The sequence below is a fragment of the Bradyrhizobium sp. CCGB20 genome, from assembly GCF_024199855.1.
Classification (GTDB): Bacteria; Pseudomonadota; Alphaproteobacteria; order Rhizobiales; family Xanthobacteraceae; genus Bradyrhizobium.
This window is the reverse complement of the sequence record NZ_JANADN010000001.1, coordinates 3,461,885-3,479,188: the sequence shown is the minus strand read 5'-3', so window position 1 is coordinate 3,479,188 and position 17,304 is coordinate 3,461,885. Positions and strand designations below refer to the sequence as shown.

The window sequence follows — 17,304 nt, the reverse complement described above, 5'->3', positions numbered from 1 at the left end:
CAGCGGCCCTTGCGCGGGCCAGCCAGCGAAAGCCGATACGTTCTCAGCTCTCCCGCATCCCGCGCCGGATCGCGTCCGTGATCGGCTGGGTCAGATAGGCAAGAATTGTGCGCTCTCCGGTTGCGATCAGCACATCGGCCATCATGCCCGGCTTGAGCTTCTCACGGACCTTCTCAGGGAATTGCGTCACCTGGACCGAGACCTTCACCTCGTAATAGGGCTGATGCGTGGCATCGTCGCGCGCGGCGTCGGCCGCGATCGAAAGAACCTCTCCGAGAGCGATCGGCGTGGTGCGCGCCTTGAACGATGGAAGCCGCACTTCTGTCGGCAGGCCGAGCTGGACGTGGTTGATATCAAGTGCCGACACCCTTGCGGCCACCACGAGAACGTCGTTGTCTGGCACGATCTCCATCAACACGTCGCCCGCCTTGATCACGGCACCGATCGTGTGAACTTTCAGGTTCACGATCCGCCCCGATCGCGGTGCGCGTACTTCCATCCGGGCCAGGACATCGACCGCGACGCGCAGCTTCTCACGCGCATCAGCAAGCTGGGCGCGCGTATCGGTGAGCTTGCCGGTTGCCTCTTCCAGCACTTTCTGCCCGACCTGGTCGATCTGGAGCCGCGACTCGTCGATGATGCGGCCATAACGAGCGATATCCGCCTCGTATGCGCCGATCTTGCCCTCGAGATCCGCTTTGGAACGCTCCAGCGTGGCGACGCGGGCGAACGGTACGATGCCCTGATCAGCGAGCGGCTTGAGCTTGGTATATTCCTGACTGACGCTGTCGAACTGCGCCCGCGCGCCCTTGTTTTGAGCGGTATTCCCCTGGATCTGACGCTGCGCCTGCGCGATACGTTCCTCGAGAATCGAGACCTCGATCTTTCGCGCAGCGCGACGTTCGTCGAAGCGCCGCTTCTGGTCACCCATTGCACGTATCGCGTTCGGATCGGAAACCTTCTGGAGCAGCTCGGACGGAAACGTGATGCTGTCTCTCCCTTCGGCTTCCGCGTGCAGGCGCGCCTCCTCGGCAACCGCCGAGTACACCGCCGAGCGAGCGATCTCCTCCTTGGCCCGCTCCTGGGTCGGATCGAGCCGCAACAGGACCTGACCTTCCGCGACATGAGCATCGCCTGTGACCAGCAGGTTCTGGACGATTCCGCCCTCGAGGTGCTGCACCACCTTACGGTCGCTCTCGACAACGACGGAGCCGGCCGCCACCACGGCACCGTCGATCGATGCGAGGGCGGTCCAGCCGCCAAATACACCAAAGGTGAGGAATACGACCAGGAAGCCCCGCCGCGCAGGCGTCTGCCAATCGCCCGACGGACCCTCGTTGTCGTTGTCCACGGACGCTCGGGACCACAAGATCGGCAGCTTCGCCTTGACAAGATTCGGCAGTTTTGTCTTGGCAAGAATCGGCAGTTTCGCCTTGGCAAGATGGAGCAGCGACTTTGTTGTCGTTGTTATCGTTTCCGCCGTCGCAAGGAGTTTGCTCGGAGCTCGCGGCGCCTGCGCCGCCTGATTGGTTCTGTTGAACTGCCTCAGGATCTGCGCCAGTTCGTCGTGAAGAGCGTCTGCTCCCCGCTGCAACATCTTGTCCATTACTGCCTCGTCGCGTGCGCCTGACGCACCTGATTTGAAAGCTGCGCGTGACGGTGAGCGCCATCGCCACGATGGCTTCCATCAGCATGGTGATGGCGATCAGCGCGATGATGCTCAGCGGGCTCGCGCACGTCACGCCGCATCGGCGCAACCGTTTTCCCAAGCAGCGTAGGCAACATTTCCTCGCGCGTCCCGATTCGTCCGAGCCGTCCCTCGTGCATGAACACGATCTTGTCTACCGCGGCGAGCAGGTTCGGGCGGTGATTGATGATCACGATCGTCACCTTGTTCTGCCTCAGCCGCTGGATCGCATCGGCCAGCGCGCGATCGCCGTCACCATCGAGGTTTGCATTCGGCTCGTCGAGCACGACCAGCACCGGCTTGCCGAACAGTGCGCGCGCGAGCCCAATGCGCTGCCGCTGACCACCGGACAAACCTGCGCCGTTGTCTCCGATCACGGTGTCATAGCCCTTCGGGAGACGCTGGATCATCATGTGCGCCGACGCCAACTGCGCCGCCTCGACGACCGCCTCGTCGGAGGCGTCGTCGCGGAAACGTGCAATGTTGTCGCGCACGGTACCGGCAAACAGTTCGACGTCCTGAGGAAGGTAGCCGAGGTTCTGTCCAAGGAAATTGGGATCGAAATGCCTGACGTCGTTGCCGTCGATGCGCACGCAGCCGTGCACCAGCGGCCAGGCACCGACCAGGGCCCGCGCCAACGACGATTTTCCAGAGCCGGACTGCCCAACCACGGCGACCACTTCGCCGGGCGCCAGGCGGAACGAGACGTCGGCGATGGCCGGCAGTTGCGATCCGGGGACGAGCACCGTCGCGGCCTCGAGCGAGACCTGCCCCACCAGTGCCGGCAGTCTCGTCGGCCGCCCCACTGTCGAACGCGCCTCGAGCGCGCGATTGAGCCGGGCATAGGAGGTCCGCGCGGCAACCAGCGCCTTCCATTGCGATACCGAAGCCTCCACGGGTGCGAGCGCGCGCCCCATGATCAGCGACGCCGCAAACAGCACACCTCCCGAGATTTCCTGCTGGATCGCGAGGTATGCGCCCACTCCCATGATGGACACCTGAATCGCCATGCGCAGGAATTTCGAGATCGCGAGCAAAGTCCCGCCTCGCTCTCCGGCCGTCGCGCTTTGCAACAGCGCCTGACCATGAGTTTCCGCCCAGGCGGCGCGGACCGCGGGTCCCATTCCAAGCGCGCGGATCGCTTCGGCGTTGCGCAGCGACGAGGTCAAGCGGTCCAGTGCATGAAGATTCTTCGATGCAGCCGCATTCAGCGGCGTCTTCGTAAGCCGCTCGTTGAGGAAGGCCAGCGTCAGGATAATGACCGCGCCGATCAGGGCGACGAGGCCGATCAGCGGATGGAGCAGAAAACAAATCGCGAGGAAAATCGGCGTCCACGGCACGTCCATCAGCGACGTGATGACGCCGCCCGACAACACTTCACGCAAGGTGTCGACGTCGCGCAGCAGCTGAACGTGATGCGAGCTGCTCGTGCTCAGCGCCTGTCCGAGCGCTGTCTCGAACGTGTCCCCCGAGATTATCCGATCAAAGTGAAGCGAAGTTTGCACGAGAACGCGGCTGCGAAAATGCTCGAGCGCCGCGTAGCTGATGAAAAGCACGAGCGCGATCACCGAGAGCAGCAGCAGCGTCATCCCGTTTCGGCTCGTCAGCACCCGATCGTAGATCTGCATGGTGTAGAGCGGCGAAACGAACACCAGCAGGTTGATGAAAATGGACAGTCCGCCGGCCGCGAGCAGGCCGGGACGTATCCGACGGAAAGCGTCCGCAAGCGCAGACTGTTTTGCCGAAGCGTGCATGTGCATATCCGGGCCGCCCTTGGCCGGGCGGCGGTAAGCGGTTGAAAATTGCATGATCGGACGCCAAGACGCCCGCATTTCAACATTCCGCCGCGCGCGGAATGCCACCCCGCCTCTCGACCGCCCCTGTGGTCGCGAGGAACTCCCCCAGATTAGACATACGCGCGGCGCACCGCGCGTATGTCCTTGTTGTTGTAGACGACCTACGAGCTTACGAGTGCCACGCGTGATGATCGTGATGGTGAGACATCAGATCAGCCAGATGCGAGACGAACGACCCTGTGTCCGACGTATCCGTCTGGTCAGACGCAGCATCCGCAGTCGCGGTCGACGTGGCATTGTGACCCCGCCACCAGGAATGATCTCCGGATCCGGACACGGACGACGTGGCGGCATTGATCCACTGCGAGAAATCGAGCCCACCGCCGCGGTGGTAGTGCCCACCATCGCCGTCGCTCGTCTGCCAACCGCCCGACCAGTTGCCACCGCCCCAGTTGCCGTGGTGATGGCCACCCCAGCCGCCAGTGTCCGTCGTACCGCCGGTCGACGGATCCGTCGTTCCGTCCGAGCCCGACACGGGAGGGGTGCTTCCGGTGCTGCCGCCAGCGTCGGCAACCGGCGGCGTCGTGGTGCCATCCGTGCCGGTGTCACCGCCAGCGTCCGCAACCGGCGGCGTGCTGCCGTCCGTGCCGGTGCTACCGCCAGCGTCCGCAACAGGCGGCGTGCTGCCGTCCGTGCCGGTGCTACCGCCAGCGTCCGCAACCGGCGGCGTGCTGCCATCCGTGCCGGTGCTGCCGCCATCGTCCGCAACCGGCGGCGTATCGGTCACCGGATCCGTAACGGGCGGAACGGTCGTGCCACCCGACGACGTGTGCTCGCTGGTATTGTGCGCCAGGAACACCTGCTGCAGCTCCGGCAAATCCTCAAGCGCGGTATCGCCATTCTGCGAACCCCAAGCGTAAGCATAGTCGAACGCCGGATTGGGAACGAGGTCCGCCCAATGATCGATCATCGCCTGCGCTTGCTCGGCAGAGGGCACCGCGACCTGGCTGCCGGTTTCGGTGGACCAGCCGCCGCCTCCGAACGCCTGGTAAACCGGAACGATGGACTCGAGCGGAATTCCGGCCTGCTCGGCAGCAGCGACGTACTTGTCGATGGTGCTGAGGTCGACGTCGGGACGATCCGTCCAAACCGGATACCAATCGAGACCGAAGTAATCGATGTGGGTGTTCTCCTGGTTGTAGCTGTTCATGTAGTTCGGATCGTCCGATGACCCCGTGTTCATCAGGACGGTGAACGTCTTGGCGTCGGAGTGCGCATGAATCCAGTCGGATTCAGCCTTCAGATCCGCTGGGTCGGCTTGCGGTCCCCACTCTCCGGTCAGATCGGGCTCATCCACAAGGTAGAAACCGAACACTTTCGGATTGTTGAGGAAAGGCGTCACCTGGTCGATGAAGTCCTGAGTCACGCCTTGGTACTGATCGAGCCAGACCAGACCCTGCACGCCGTCGGGCAGTGCATTCACCTGGTCGACATACTGGACATCCGCGAGATTGAAGCCAGCTTCAGCTGGTGCGAAGTTACCTTGCGAGTCCAGACCCCCGCCCGCAGCGTAGTGTAATGTTGCCAATGATATTCCCCTGTCTGTGTTGAAACCCCCAGTGACCTGTAGGTCTGAGCGCCCGACAACCGATCGTGCGTCCCACCGAGGTGAACGTATGTTTACGTTTGAGGCAGGAATTTCCGTTCCATCAGGCGTAACCAAGGGATTATTGTGCCCAAAGTTTGCACAACAACTCGTCGGCGCCGATTGCCAGATCTGACGGGAAACTTGTTTTGAAAGATGATTCAACGATATGCGGCCGCTTGGAGCCGAGACCATCGTTGAGATCCGGCACAACGCCGACAAAATTGTTCGGAGCCGCAAGCGGCAACGAACCGTATTGATTCATGTCCGCGGATTACCCCCGATGACGGATGTTCTCCAAATCATTTCCGTTGTTCATTACGGGGCGTGACGTAGGTGGATGTAGGCGGATAGAGAATTCAAGCGGAGCGGCGTCAGCATGCGCCGGTATTGTGGCACCAAAATAGCGCTCGCTTGCGAGGCAAATCGCGAATTGCGGAAGCAAGATATTCGGTCTTAGGCGCCGGATTAAGTTACCTCTTCGCCACCGTTGCTGGCGACCGCTTTTCGACCAGTGCGCGCGATCGAATTTGTCCCGCCCGTTCGTTCACTGCGCGCGCTAGCGACTTTTCGAGTAGAATTAGCTCATTCGTTGCCGAGGACGTCATGTCAGGGTCGGCCCAAACGAACCTCAAATTTCCACCGGGCTCACGAATTCAGGTAGAGCCGGCAGCCGGTCCTCGCTTGGCCGGAAAGACCGGAACGGTGGTTGGGGCCGGATACTATCCGAAAAGTCTCCGCGTAATTTTGGACGGATCGAAGGGACCAATCACACTTCACGTGGACTACGTGGCCATGATCGACCCGTGAAGCGGATGCCGCGTCCACGGTCCATAAGGCGCTCTTCAGCGATCGGCGCGTCCGGAGTTACCCCTGAAGTATAGCCGGCCGCTGATCCAGCGTTAGGTCGCTCTTTGGACCCATTTCAGCCAATCTGTTGTTTGCTTTTCATTGCTCGGGGCAGGATCCATTAATCTGGAGCCTGCAATGCTCAAGCAAGTTATTTCCGCCTGTTGCTTCGTTGTAATCACCTCTGCCAATTCGGAAGCAAGACCATATCGCACAGAACGTGCCTCTGAATGCAACGTCACCATGCCTTGCGACTTCTCTTACTCCTCGCAAACCTTGAACCAGCGTAAAGGGGTGCAATACTCATTGCGGACTTACCGTTCAAAACAACTCGCCGTCGTCGCCGGGACGAGTACCGCAACACTTGATAGTCCGGCCAGCACTCGGATCGTTGGTGGTCGCCCGTCAGGTTGCCCGTCCTCATTCTGTGGTTGTGCCGCAGCTTTGCACTTGTTTGGCCGCATCGTGCCGGAGTTGAATCTTGCGGCAAACTGGCTGCGATTTCCGCGTACGTCGCCAGCACCAGGGATGGTCGCGGCAAGACACGGGCACGTTTTCGTCCTGGAGCAGCATATCGGAGGCGACGTCTGGATGGCATACGACGGCAACTCGGGTGGACACACAACGCGAATACACGCGCGATCATTGAGAGGGTATACAATTGTGAATCCGCGCGGTGCGTCGACTTGAATAAAGACTTTCATGTAATCGGCAAGTCAGTTTCCAAGCACCGGCATGCCTCCACCACGACAAAGGCATGCTCTCGTCACCAAGCCGCTCTTCTCCCTGCTTGAAGTACTTCCTGCCGGCCCCGCGCAATCATGTTGGTTTCGTCGGGGGCCTTGGTTAAATGTGCTGGCGGCGCCGATCGGCAGCCGCCAGCCAGGCACGCCGTGCGACTGCAACTTCGACACTGCACATCGGCAATTTCAGAAGAAGCAGCACTTCGACGCCAAGCGTCGACGGATCACCGTGGCATGCAGCAACGGACAGCTTTCAGTCGGCGCCATCGGTCAGCCAGGCGAACATCCCAAGGTTGCGCATTGCCAAAGCACGACGGGTCTCGACAGTCTCACGCGCTCTTTGGCCGAAACGCGACGACAGATCTCGTGTGCTCCCCCTCTTGCATCGCTCCATCGATAGCCTTCTCGAGCGCGGCCTGATCGAACGGCTTCGACAAGCGTTGCAGGTTGGAACGCGTTCCGATGGGAAGCTCCGCGTATCCGGTGCTCAGGAGGATCACCGTCCCGGGACGCTCCACGACCACCGCTTCAGCAAGCTGCAGGCCAGTCATGCCCGGCATGGCATAATCGGTGACAACGAGTTCGATGGTCCGCGTGCGGCGGAGAAGAGACAATGCCTCTTCGCCCGACCGTGCCTCGACCACTGCATGCCCAAGATCCTCCAGCATCGCCGCCGTATTCTCGAGCACGAGAGGATCGTCGTCGACCAGAAGCACAGAAAGCCGGCGGTTGGACCGAAGTATGGGGGCCGGAGCCTCCGCGCGCAGCGCTTGCAGCGCAGCCTCCTCCCCGGCTACTGGCAGCCAGATCTCGGCCGTCGTACCCACCCCAAGGCGGCTCTTCAAGACAAGCCTGCCGCCGGACTGCTCGGCGAGGCCGTGAACCATCGATAGTCCGAGCCCGGTGCCTTTGCCGATGCCCTTCGTCGTGAAGAACGGCTCCTGAGCGTGCTTGAGCGTCTCCTCGTCCATGCCGCAGCCGGTGTCGCTCACCGAGAGCGCGACGTAGCGAGGAGCGCCGGCTTCGTGCTGCTCGTCTCGGGCGGATATGGTTATCAGGCCACCGGCCGGCATCGCATCACGAGCGTTTACCGCGAGATTGAGGATAGCCAGTTCGAGCTGGTTGGCGTCAATTTTTACGTTTGGCAGGTCCAACGGAAACAGTGTGTCGATACGAACGCCTGCCTCGAACTTCAGCAGTGAGGCCATGCCCCGCACCAGCGCGGCGATGTCAACGACAGCCGGTTTGAGATCCTGTTTACGAGCGAAGGCGAGCAGGCGTTGGGTGAGCAGAGCACCCCGCTGCGCGCCTTGCATCGCGTTGTCCACAAGACGCTGTATCTTTGGATCATCTGTTTGCAGGCGCTTTTTCAACAGCTCGAGGCTGCCGAGAACGGCAGCGAGCAAGTTGTTGAAGTCGTGGGCCACGCCACCGGTGAGTTGACCGATGGTCTCCATTTTCTGCGATAAAGTCAGCGCTTCGCGTGCCCGATCCAGCGCGTCCTGTGCCCGCCTTCTCTCGCTGATGTCCCGCACGATCTTGGCAAACCCGGTGATCGAGCCGCTTTCGTTCCGTACCGCGACAAGGGTTGCCTCCGCCCAGAAACGGCTACCATCTCGGCGCACGCGCCAGCCTTCTGCTGCCGACTTGCCGTCCCGCTCAGCCTCAAGGAGCGCACGTGCCGGCACCCCGGATGCACGGTCTTCGTCGGTATGAAGGATCGCGTAGCTTGTCCCGACGATATCGTCGCCATAACCCATCAGCCTGCGCGCCCCGAGATTCCAGTTCCCCACGGACCCATTCGGCTCGAGCATGAACATGGCGTGATCGGCAATCCCCTCCACCAGGAGCCGAAAGCGTTCCTCACTGCGCCTCAGCGCACTGGCCTCGCGTTGGGCGCGCTCCGCCGAGGCCCTATCGTAGACGGCAGCGGCAATCCCGATGCTCAGGATGAGGATGGTGGCGCCGGCGAGCAGAAACGCCAGCGGCGCCCGACCCACGACATGTCCAGCGTGTCCCGCCATGGTGGTCGCAGGCACGAACGAGGCACCTTCCATGGCCGCGTAGTGCATGCCGGAAATCGCGACACCCATGACAAGCCCTGCAAACAGCCGCTGCGTCGCATTTGTCTTGCGAAAGGCGAGCCAGAGCGCCACGACCGAGGCGCACATCGCGATCACGATCGAGAGCACGACCCATCGAGGATCGTACTCGACGGACGCCGCCATCCTCATTGCGCCCATGCCCGTATAGTGCATGCCGGATATGCCCAGTCCCATCGCCAAGCCGGATACCAGGAGGGCCTGCGGGCGTCGTCCGACCACGGCGAAGGCGGCGGCCGCGACGACAATGGGGACGACGAGCGATAGAAAGGTCAGGAACGGGTCGTAGGAGATCTCGACCCCGGGCAGCCTGAAAGCCAGCATGCCGACGAAATGCATGGACCAAATGCCGCCGCCCATAGCGGTGGCCGCGGCGGCAAGCCAGGCCGGACGCGCCCGCCCGGACGCGGCACGCATCCGCGTCGCAAGGTCAAGCGCTGTGTAGGAGGCAAGCGCGGCGATCAGGATCGACAGCGCGACAAGAACGGGATCGTGAGAAGCTGCATGGTGATTCATTTTCACGGATTGTAACGGAAGTCCGGTGCGAATTCACCCTAAGTTGCATAGCGGGATCAGCCCCCTGCCGACGGCGATCAGGTCGAATTCGTTGTCCCCCATGCGTTCGATCAGTCGCTCCAGGCCCATCGTCTTCGATCCTTTGCCGGCGAAAGCGGGCCAGGCCGTCGCCATCAAGGCCACCCCGTCCAACGCTTGATCGTTGCCGCACGAAGGACCGCGCCCCGCACGCACTGCCCCGCAAATTCGTTAGGCCGGTCGCCTATTGCACCGCGAAGCCAATCGCGCCGCAGCATTCAAAATGAGACTGCCCGTCAAGCCACAGGGCGGCCTGACGCGTCCGCTGAATTCGACTTCGGCTAGCCTTCGCTCAAGTACCGCACGAGCCAACGAACGCCGCCCAGGGACGGCGCCGTGGATGCTGCGGCAAAAACGACGACACAGGGAGGAGATCAATGTTGAGAGGCAGTTTGGGACTTATCGCTTTGAGCAGCCTGTTTCTTTCAGGCGCCGCAATCGCCCAGGAGAAGATCAAGGTCGGCGTCACCGCAACGCTGGAAGGCACCTACACGGTGCTCGGCGAGGATGGCATGCGCGGCCACCAGACGGCGCTCAACGTGTTGGGCAAGAAGGTCGGCGACAAGGAGCTCGAGTTCATCGTCGCCTCGACCGACGCGACACCGGACTCCGCGGTGCGCGCCGTGCGCAAGTTGATCGAGCAGGACAAGGTACAGATCCTGCTGTCGCCGCTCTCCGGCGACGAGGGTATTGCGGTCAAGAACTTTGCCAAGACCCATCCCGAGCTGACCTTCATCAACGCCGCTTCCGGCGCCCAGGAAACGACCTATGTCGATCCCGCGCCGAACTTCTTCCGCTACAACATGGATGGCGCGCAGTGGCAGGTCGGCCTCGGCAAATACGCCTATGAGGAAAAGAAGTATCGCAAGATCGCGACCGTCGGCGAAGACTATTCCTTCATCTATACGCAGGTGTTCGGCCTGGTGCTCGAATTCTGCGGCGCCGGCGGACAGGTCACCAACCGGCAATGGGTCCCACTCGGCACCAAGGACTTTGCTTCCGTCATCGCGGCCTTGCCCGACGACGTCGACGCCATCTACCTCGGGCTCGGCGGGGCCGACGCCGTCAACTTCCTGAACCAGTACCAGCAGGCCGGCGGCAAGGCACATCTGATGGGTGGCTCCATCATGATCGACCAGACCATCCTCTCGTCCAAGGGCAACGCCAAGAACGCGCTGGTCGGCACGATCGCGGCGAGCGGCCAGGCCGACACCTGGGAGGATCCAGGCTGGCAGAAATTCGTGAAGGCCTACCAGGACGCCTTCCCGCCCAACAAGCGCTTCCCCAGCCCTTCGTTGCTTGCGACCAATTACTATGGCTCGACCATGGCGCTGATCCTCGCGCTGCGCGAGGTCAACGGCGATCTTTCCAATAACCAGGCCAAATACAAGGCGGCGCTTGCGAAGATCGAGCTCGATGCACCGAACGGCAAGATCAAGCTCGACTCCAATCGCCAGGCGATCGGCACCAACTTCGTCACGGAAGTCGTCGACGATGGCAAGGGCGCACTGTTCTCGAAAGTCGTGAAGGTGATCCCGAACGTCAACCAGACGCTGGGCTATGACCCAGCGGTGTTCGCCAAGATTGGTTTGCCAAGCCGTACAGTACCGGAATGTAAGAAGTACTGACGTAGTCTCGTTCGCGAGCGATGACTGACCGGGGAGAGATTTGCAAGGCGCGGACATCGTGCGCCCTTGCATTCTCTCCCCGGTTGTTGAACGCTACCAAAAAAAGACAAGAGCTTCTGGGAGGGAAGGCATGAGCCGGGCGCTCGCCGTCTTCCACGGCCGCTTTGGCCGGGCGACGGTCTATCAGTTGAACCGCCCTTTCAACATCCACGCACATCGCGAAGGTCATCTGATCTTCCATGTCGGGGGCCGCCCCGCATGCATCGATGTCAGCGACGGACGTTACCAGCTCACCGAGGGTTCCGTGGTCGCGGTCAATCCATGGGAACCGCATAATTTTCTGCCGTCTGATCTCGAGGTCGGCGCCGTTTTCTTCGTGCTCTATGTCAATGCGGAGTGGTTCGCCCCCGATGCGCCCGGCGCCGACCGCCTGCGCTTCGGCCGGACCCAGTTCGCGCGGTCGGCTGCGCTGGACAAGCAGATCAGGCACGCGGCCGCGCTCGTGTGCGGCGCTCCCTCCCTCAATAGCCTCGATGGCGAGCTGAGACGGCTGATCGACGTCTGCTACGACGAGAGCTGGCAGCAGGCCGAAACGGCGCGCGATCCGCGCGCGAATGGCTCCGTCACCGATTTTCGCGTGCGCAAGTGCATCAAGATGATGTCGGAAAGTCCCGGCGCCGAGATCGAGCTCGACACCATCGCGCGCGAATCCGGCCTGTCGCGGCCGCATTTCTACCGGCTATTCCGCACGCAGACGGGTGTCACGCCGCACCTCTACCTCAACACGCTGATGATGGAGCAGGCGCTGGAGGCTCTGGTGGCGAGCGAAGCACCCATCGCCGATATCGGCTTCGATCTCGGCTTCTCATCGCAGAGCGGTTTCACCCGCTTCTTCGCCGCCAATGTCGGCATGGCGCCGACCGATTATCGCCGCGCGGCCAAGGTTTTGCGCGCCTGACGGGCGCGCGAAAAGATACTCACGATCAAGCGCGCACCCGGCTGCCCTATTAGGATGTGCAGAACGCGGTCCCGACAAGAGGACCGCGCAGTCCAGGGAGGACGCACGTCGATGACAGGGCTCGCGGCCGGCAACGGCTTGCATGCCCCCTCGCCCCGCTTGCGGGGAGAGGGCTGGGGTGACGTGACGACGGAGCGGCGATCATGACCCGCTTTGTCGAGCGCCATCCCGCATGGGCGCTGATCGTCATCATCGCGATCGCCGTGGCGCTGTGGTTGATCTTCGCGGTGTGGCCGCCGGGCCTTGAAGAGGCAATCGGCCGCAAGCGCGTCTTCCTCAACGCCGTTTTCAACGGCATCACGCTCGGCGGGCTCTACTTCCTGGTCGCCAGCGGTTTCACGCTGATCTTCGGCCTGATGCGCAACGTCAACCTCGCGCACGGCTCGCTGTATTTGTTCGGCGGCTATGTCGGCTACGCCATCAGCGCCTCGACCGGCTCCTGGCTCCTCAGCTTCATCATCGCCTTCATCCTGACGGCGCTGGTCGGCGTCCTGCTTCAGCTCATCGTCTTCCGCCGCATGGAGGGCCAGGACTTGCGGCAGACCATGGTGACGATCGGGCTCTCGATCGTTTTCGCCGACCTCATGCTGTGGGCTTGCGGCGGCGACTTCTATCAGATCCAGACGCCAAACTGGCTGATCGGCCCCGTGGAGCTGCCTCTGGTCACAGCGGTCAAATCCTCCGGCGAACCGGTCTATCTCCGCTATCCGCTGGTCCGGCTGGTGATTTTCGCCGCCTCGGTCGTGATTGGCGTGGCGATGTGGCTGGCGCTCAACCGCACGCGCATCGGCATGATCATCCGCGCCGGTGTCGACGATCGCGACATCCTGGCTGCGACCGGGGTCAGGATCCAGCTCGTCTTCGTGGGGGTGTTCGCGTTCGGCGCCGGGCTTGCCGGCATCGCCGGCGTCGTCGGCGGAACCTTCCAGTCGCTCTCGCCCGGCGAGGACATCCGCTTCCTGCTCGCTTCCCTGGTGGTCGTCATCGTCGGCGGCATGGGGTCGATCCCGGGGGCTGCATTGGGCGCGCTCATCATCGGCCTCGCCGAGCAGCTCGGCTCCGTCTACATCCCCACCTATGCCATCGTCGTGACCTTCCTGATCATGGTGCTGGTACTGGCAATCCGGCCGCAGGGCCTGGTGGCGAGGCGCTGAGATGTCGCTGGCTCACGACGCTCGCGTCACCGTTCGCCCCGCCGCCACCGCGCACGGCCCTGCGTTGCGCCGGTGGCCGGAGATCGACAATCCGGCGGCCTGGATCGTCGCATGCATTCTCCTGCTCATGCCGCTGATCGCCAACGGCTTCTTCCTGATCGAGATCTTTGCGACCACGCTGATCCTCGGCACGATGGCGCTGAGCCTGATGTTCCTCGCCGGCTATGGCGGCATGGTCAGCCTGATGCAGCTCACCATCGCGGGTTTCTCCGCCTATATGGTCGCGGTGTTCGGCGTCAGCGGCAACGCCAATATCAGCCTGGGCTGGCCGTGGTGGCTCGCGGTTCCGATGGCGCTGGCGCTCGCGACCATCTTCGGAACGCTCGGCGGCGCGCTGGCCGTGCGCACCGAAGGCATCTACACCATCATGATCACGCTCGCGATCGGCGCGGCGTTCTATTATTTCACCAACCAGAACTGGGCGATCTTCAACGGTCATACCGGCATCAACACCGTTGCCACGCCGCATTTCTGGGGCGTCAACTGGCGCGCCGACATTCCATTCTACTACATCGTGCTCGCGGTGGCCGCGATGTGTTACTTCGCCGTCGACTACGTCTCCCGCGCGCCATTCGGCCTGGCGCTGCAAGGCGTGCGCGACAATCCCCGCCGCATGGCGGCCCTCGGCTTCAACGTCAACGCGCATCGCGTCGCGGCCTACGCCTTCGCGTCCTTCGTCGCGGCGCTGGCCGGCGTGCTCCAGGTCTGGAACTACCGGCAGATCTCGCCTGGCTCGGTGAGCGTCGGCGCCTGCATCGACATCCTCATCATCGCCGTGGTCGGCGGCATCACGCGACCCATCGGCCCCTTCATCGGCGCGCTGATCTTCGTGCTGCTCCGCACCTTCGCGATCGACTTCCTGGTCAAGCTCGGGCTCGACGGCAACCGCTTCCGGCTGCTGATCGGCCTCGGCTTCCTCGCGATCGTGTTCTGGTCCTCGGACGGCGTCATCGGGCTCTGGCAGAGCTGGTGGAAACGCCAGCGATCCAACGCGGCCCGTTCAAGCGGGCGTCGTGGAGGAAGCTCTGGCCGAGGATCTGGCCATGGATAGCGTCGCGCAACGCCTCTCTGCCGTCGGCGCCGGCGCGGCGCTGGAGCTTCGTGGCGTGACGCGCCTGTTTGGCGCGCTCGCGGCGCTCACCGACGTCACCATCACCGTTCGCCCCGGCGAACGGCGCGCCGTGCTCGGCTCCAACGGCGCCGGCAAAACCACCCTGTTCAACTGCATTACAGGCGACTTCCCACCCTCTTCCGGCACCATCCGCTTCTTCGGCGAGGACGTCACGCACTTCCCGCCCTATGAGCGCATCCGCCGCGGCCTGCGCCGGACTTACCAGATCTCCGCGCTGTTCCCCGGCCTCACAGTCCAGGACAACGTCTATCTCGCTTGCCGCGGCGTCTCGCGGGGGCGCTTCTCGTTTCTCCGCCCCGGTCAAAACGATGCGCTGATGCACGCGGCCGACAACCTCGTCCAGGCCGTCCATCTCACGAGCGTGAAGGATCAGCAGGTTGCCGAGCTCGCGCATGGCCAGCAGCGCCAGCTCGAGATCGCGCTGGCGCTTGCCGGCGCGCCGCGCTTCGTGCTGTTCGATGAACCGGCCGCGGGACTGTCGCCCACTGAGCGTGCCGAGCTGATCGAGATATTGATCTCGCTGCCCGCGCATATCGGCTACATCATCATCGAGCACGACATGGACGTAGCGTTGCGCGTCGTCGAGAGCGTCACGATGATGCACAACGGGCGCATTTTCAAAGAAGGCCGTCCGCAGGAGATCCAGTCCGATCCCGAGGTGCAGGAGCTTTATCTCGGAGGCGGCCATGAATGAGGTCCGCCGCTCCGCCGCCGCACTCGAGGTCCGCGGCCTGGACGTCTACTACGGCCATTCGCATGCGCTGCAAGGCGTCGACCTGACACTCGAGGCCGGAGTGTTCTCGGTCGTCGGCCGCAACGGCATGGGCAAGACCACGCTGTGCAAGGCCATCATGGGACTGGCCCCGGTCAGCAGCGGCTCGATCCGCGTCCGCGGCCATGACATTACACGCCGACCGCCGGCCTACATTGCGCGTCTTGGCGTCGGCTACGTGCCGCAAGGACGGCGGCTGTGGCGTTCGCTCAGTGTCGATGAGCATCTGCAGCTTGCCGCCGGCCTGCGGCGCGGAGCCTGGACGGTCGAGCGCATCTACGAGACGTTTCCACGGTTGGCCGAGCGCAAGGATCATGGCGGCGGCCAGCTCTCCGGCGGCGAGCAGCAGATGCTCGCCATCTCCCGCGCGCTGCTCACCAATCCGCAGCTCCTGATCATGGACGAGCCCACCGAGGGGCTTGCACCGGTCATCGTCGCCCAGGTCGAGGAGATGCTGCTGCGTCTTGGCGAGGACGGCGACATGTCCGTACTTGTGATCGAGCAGAATATCGGCGTGGCTACGGCCGTGTCGCGCAACGTCGCGATCATGGTCAACGGCCGCGTCAACCGCATCATCGATTCCGCGCGGCTTGCCGCCGACCGCGCATTGCAGCAGCGCCTGCTCGGCGTCGGAGTGCACGCCGAGCTCGACATCGAAGTGCCGGCGGCGGGTACGGAGGCGAAACCAGAACCGCAGCAGGCGCGTCCGGACGGGCCAATCCGCGTCTATGTTTCCAACCCGACGCCGCCCACCCGCTGGTCACAGCCGGTGCCGATCGCCCGCATCGAGGCCGCCGCCCGCACGTTCTCGACACAAGTGACGCGTCTCGAAGAGACTGCGCGGCGCAGGCGCGAGCCGGTCGCGGCGCAAACGCAGGGCCCCCCGGTCGTGCTCGTCGTCGGCACGCTCGATACCAAGGGCGCGGAGCTTCGCTTCATCCGCGACATCATCGCCGGGAGCGGCCTGCGCACGCGATTGGTCGATGTCTCCACCAGCGGCAGGCACGCCGCCAGCGACGTCTCCGCCCAGGAGATCGCCTTGAACCATGGTCGCGGCGGATCGGCGGTGTTCGGACCCGACCGCGGCGCCGCCGTCACCGCCATGGCCGAGGCCTTCGCCAGCTGGCTGCGGCGCCAGAGCAATGTTGCCGGCGTGATCTCGGCGGGCGGCTCCGGCGCGGCGTCATTGGTTGCGCCGGGGATGCGGTCCCTTCCTGTCGGGGTGCCCAAGCTGATCATCTCCTCCGTCGCCTCCGGCGACGTCGGGCCTTATGTCGGCCCCGCCGACATCACCATGATGCACTCGGTCACCGACGTGCAGGGCCTCAACTCGATCTCGCGCACCGTGCTCGCCAATGGCGCCAATGCGCTGGCCGGCATGGTCAGGGCGCGCCTCGATCAGCATGCACGGAAGGACCGCGGCGACGGCGGATTGCCGTCGGTCGGCATCACCATGTTTGGTGTCACCACGCCGGCGGTACAGAAGATCGCGGCCGACCTGCGCGAGGATTTCGAGTGCCTCGTCTTCCACGCCACCGGCGTCGGCGGCCGCTCAATGGAGAAGCTCGTCGATTCCGGACAGCTCGCGGGTGTCATAGACCTCACGACGACGGAGGTCTGCGATCTCCTGATGGGTGGCGTGTTCCCGGCAACCGACGACCGCTTCGGCGCCATCATCCGCAGCCGCCTGCCCTATGTCGGCTCGGTCGGCGCGCTCGACATGGTCAATTTCGGCGCCGCCCAGACCATTCCGGAGCGCTACCGCGGCCGGAAATTCCACGTCCACAACCCGCAGGTCACCCTGATGCGGACCACGGCGGAAGAAAACGAACGCATGGGACGCTGGATCGCCGATCGGCTCAACCAGATGGACGGCCCTGTGCGTTTCTTCCTGCCCGAGGGCGGCGTCTCCGCGCTCGACGCGCGGGGACAGCCGTTCTGGGATCCCGATGCCGATGCTGCGCTGTTCCGCGCGCTGGAGCGGAACGTGCGGCAGACCGCCAACCGTCAGCTCATCCGCGTCTCCAAGAACATCAACGATCCCGAGTTCGCCTCCACAATTGTCAACGCGTTCCGGACCTTGTTCGGCCGCACCGGGGCGCGCCGGAGATTAGCGAGGTGACC

12 protein-coding genes are annotated in these 17,304 nt (G+C 63.4%); 6 read left to right on the top strand and 6 right to left on the bottom strand.

Translation table 11 applies throughout. The features are described 5' to 3' along the window. Positions 1-43: 43 nt before the first annotated feature. From NLM15_RS15895 to NLM15_RS15865, 6 genes are all read right to left on the bottom strand, one after another. Positions 44-1,351, bottom strand: a complete 1,308-nt coding sequence (locus NLM15_RS15895) for an HlyD family type I secretion periplasmic adaptor subunit (RefSeq protein WP_254118006.1) — start codon at positions 1,349-1,351, stop codon at positions 44-46. Between the two features lie 254 nt (positions 1,352-1,605). Further along, a complete protein-coding gene (locus tag NLM15_RS15890; protein WP_254124250.1) occupies positions 1,606-3,447 on the bottom strand; it encodes a type I secretion system permease/ATPase in 1,842 nt (613 codons plus the stop codon). Positions 3,448-3,652: 205 nt separating this feature from the next. Then, the gene (locus NLM15_RS15885; RefSeq protein ID WP_254118005.1) at positions 3,653-5,071 is read right to left on the bottom strand and encodes a calcium-binding protein; all 1,419 of its coding nucleotides are present in this window, start codon (positions 5,069-5,071) and stop codon (positions 3,653-3,655) included. Between the two features lie 139 nt (positions 5,072-5,210). Next, positions 5,211-5,393, bottom strand: coding sequence for a hypothetical protein (locus NLM15_RS15880; RefSeq protein ID WP_254118004.1), 183 nt, complete (start codon positions 5,391-5,393; stop codon positions 5,211-5,213). 1,656 nt (positions 5,394-7,049) lie between these two features. Next, the gene (locus NLM15_RS15870; protein ID WP_254118002.1) at positions 7,050-9,338 is read right to left on the bottom strand and encodes an MHYT domain-containing protein; all 2,289 of its coding nucleotides are present in this window, start codon (positions 9,336-9,338) and stop codon (positions 7,050-7,052) included. 33 nt (positions 9,339-9,371) lie between these two features. After that, on the bottom strand, positions 9,372-9,512 hold the full coding sequence (locus tag NLM15_RS15865; RefSeq protein WP_254118001.1) for a hypothetical protein: 141 nt from the start codon (positions 9,510-9,512) through the stop codon (positions 9,372-9,374). A 281-nt stretch (positions 9,513-9,793) separates the two neighbouring features. Here NLM15_RS15865 and NLM15_RS15860 point away from each other — a divergent pair, with 281 nt between their 5' ends. The 6 genes from NLM15_RS15860 (at position 9,794) to NLM15_RS15835 (ending at position 17,302) form a co-directional block, all read left to right on the top strand. Then, complete coding sequence (locus NLM15_RS15860) at positions 9,794-11,044, top strand: ABC transporter substrate-binding protein (protein WP_254118000.1); 1,251 nt, start codon at positions 9,794-9,796, stop codon at positions 11,042-11,044. A gap of 130 nt (positions 11,045-11,174) precedes the next feature. After that, positions 11,175-12,002 carry an AraC family transcriptional regulator gene (locus NLM15_RS15855; RefSeq protein ID WP_254117999.1) on the top strand — a complete coding sequence of 276 codons (828 nt, stop codon included), beginning with the start codon at positions 11,175-11,177 and terminating at the stop codon, positions 12,000-12,002. Positions 12,003-12,205: 203 nt separating this feature from the next. Next, the gene (locus NLM15_RS15850) at positions 12,206-13,216 is read left to right on the top strand and encodes a branched-chain amino acid ABC transporter permease (RefSeq protein ID WP_254117998.1); all 1,011 of its coding nucleotides are present in this window, start codon (positions 12,206-12,208) and stop codon (positions 13,214-13,216) included. 1 nt (position 13,217) lies between these two features. Beyond that, a complete protein-coding gene (locus NLM15_RS15845) occupies positions 13,218-14,327 on the top strand; it encodes a branched-chain amino acid ABC transporter permease (RefSeq protein WP_254117997.1) in 1,110 nt (369 codons plus the stop codon). Further along, positions 14,320-15,102, top strand: coding sequence for an ABC transporter ATP-binding protein (locus NLM15_RS15840; RefSeq protein WP_254117996.1), 783 nt, complete (start codon positions 14,320-14,322; stop codon positions 15,100-15,102). Before NLM15_RS15845 ends, NLM15_RS15840 begins: the two co-directional genes overlap by 8 nt. Continuing rightward, positions 15,095-17,302 carry an ABC transporter permease gene (locus NLM15_RS15835; protein ID WP_254117995.1) on the top strand — a complete coding sequence of 736 codons (2,208 nt, stop codon included), beginning with the start codon at positions 15,095-15,097 and terminating at the stop codon, positions 17,300-17,302. Before NLM15_RS15840 ends, NLM15_RS15835 begins: the two co-directional genes overlap by 8 nt. Positions 17,303-17,304: the final 2 nt, after the last annotated feature.

Excerpts from the sequence above, each read along its gene's own strand:
- NLM15_RS15890 (WP_254124250.1), bottom strand. The coding sequence starts at position 3,447 with ATGCACATGCACGCTTCGGCAAAACAGTCTGCGCTTGCGGACGCTTTC.
- NLM15_RS15880 (WP_254118004.1), bottom strand. The coding sequence starts at position 5,393 with ATGAATCAATACGGTTCGTTGCCGCTTGCGGCTCCGAACAATTTTGTC.
- NLM15_RS15870 (WP_254118002.1), bottom strand. The coding sequence starts at position 9,338 with ATGAATCACCATGCAGCTTCTCACGATCCCGTTCTTGTCGCGCTGTCG.
- NLM15_RS15865 (WP_254118001.1), bottom strand. The coding sequence starts at position 9,512 with ATGGCGACGGCCTGGCCCGCTTTCGCCGGCAAAGGATCGAAGACGATG.
- NLM15_RS15860 (WP_254118000.1), top strand. The coding sequence starts at position 9,794 with ATGTTGAGAGGCAGTTTGGGACTTATCGCTTTGAGCAGCCTGTTTCTT.
- NLM15_RS15855 (WP_254117999.1), top strand. The coding sequence starts at position 11,175 with ATGAGCCGGGCGCTCGCCGTCTTCCACGGCCGCTTTGGCCGGGCGACG.
- NLM15_RS15850 (WP_254117998.1), top strand. The coding sequence starts at position 12,206 with ATGACCCGCTTTGTCGAGCGCCATCCCGCATGGGCGCTGATCGTCATC.
- NLM15_RS15845 (WP_254117997.1), top strand. The coding sequence starts at position 13,218 with ATGTCGCTGGCTCACGACGCTCGCGTCACCGTTCGCCCCGCCGCCACC.
- NLM15_RS15840 (WP_254117996.1), top strand. The coding sequence starts at position 14,320 with ATGGATAGCGTCGCGCAACGCCTCTCTGCCGTCGGCGCCGGCGCGGCG.
- NLM15_RS15835 (WP_254117995.1), top strand. The coding sequence starts at position 15,095 with ATGAATGAGGTCCGCCGCTCCGCCGCCGCACTCGAGGTCCGCGGCCTG.